This is a genomic window from Bacillus sp. LR--39 (genome assembly GCF_053613335.1).
In genome coordinates this window covers 1-1,145 of sequence record NZ_JBSIOT010000281.1, presented here as the reverse complement: position 1 = coordinate 1,145, position 1,145 = coordinate 1, and the positions used below count along the sequence as shown (strand labels likewise).

The 1,145-nt window shown below is 50.4% G+C and carries 1 protein-coding gene and 1 pseudogene; both read left to right on the top strand.

The window, feature by feature from the left end; translation table 11 throughout:
• A pseudogene (locus ACWHAR_RS22515) lies at window positions 1–275 on the top strand (heme ABC transporter ATP-binding protein); the annotation flags it as partial.
• Window positions 268–1,145 (top strand): guanosine ABC transporter permease NupP (nupP, locus tag ACWHAR_RS22510; RefSeq protein ID WP_452087884.1); only part of this gene is annotated, 878 nt, incomplete at its 3' end. The pseudogene ACWHAR_RS22515 and the gene nupP, both read left to right, overlap by 8 nt.

Here is a 1,145-nt window from a genome sequence, read left to right as displayed (position 1 = left end):
CTGATTTATTAATTGCCGCCCAGCCGACTCGCGGCCTTGATGTCGGAGCGATTGAATTTGTCCATAAAAAGCTCATTGAGCAGCGTGATGCCGGGAAAGCCGTTCTTCTCCTCTCGTTTGAGCTTGAAGAAATTATGAATCTCAGTGACAGAATCGCCGTTATTTTTGAAGGACGCATTATCGCCAGCGTTAATCCGCAGGACACCACTGAACAGGAGCTTGGTCTCTTGATGGCAGGAAGCACGCAAAAGGAAGCGGGGAAAGCAAATGGTTAAACGACTCTCTCATTTACTCGTGCCGCTCATCGCAATCATCCTTGGTCTTGCGGCCGGCGCGTTGATTATGCTTGTGAGCGGCTACAGTGTGGCCAGCGGATATTCGGCTTTGTGGAATGGGATATTCGGAGAAATCTATTATGTCGGAGAAACAATCCGGCAAATTACGCCTTATATTTTATCCGGATTGGCTGTCGCCTTTGCATTCCGAACCGGACTCTTTAATATCGGCGTCGAGGGCCAGCTGCTCGTCGGCTGGACAGCAGCGGTTTGGGTCGGTACGGCGTTTGACGGACCGGCATATATTCACTTGCCGCTCGCATTGATTACAGCAGCAGCTGCAGGAGGATTATGGGGGTTTATTCCCGGCATTTTGAAAGCGCGATTTTACGTTCATGAAGTCATTGTCACCATTATGATGAATTATATCGCGCTGCACATGACCAATTACATCATTTCAAACGTCTTGACAGATCATCAGGACAAGACGGGGAAAATTCACGAATCCGCCTCCCTCCGCTCTCCTTTTCTTGAACAGCTCACCGATTACTCACGGCTGCATTTGGGAATCATCGTTGCCCTTCTCGCAGCAGTTATCATGTGGTTTATCATCAACAAAACTACAAAAGGATTTGAGCTCCGGGCGGTCGGATTTAACCAGCACGCTTCCCAGTATGCCGGCATGAGCGTGCGGAAGAATATCATGTCCTCCATGCTTATCTCCGGCGCTTTTGCAGGCCTTGCCGGAGCCATGGAGGGCCTAGGAACATTCGAATACGCAGCAGTGAAAGGCGCATTTACCGGCGTAGGCTTTGACGGTATCGCTGTCGCTCTTCTTGGGGGAAACACAGCCGTAGGCGTTGTACTGGC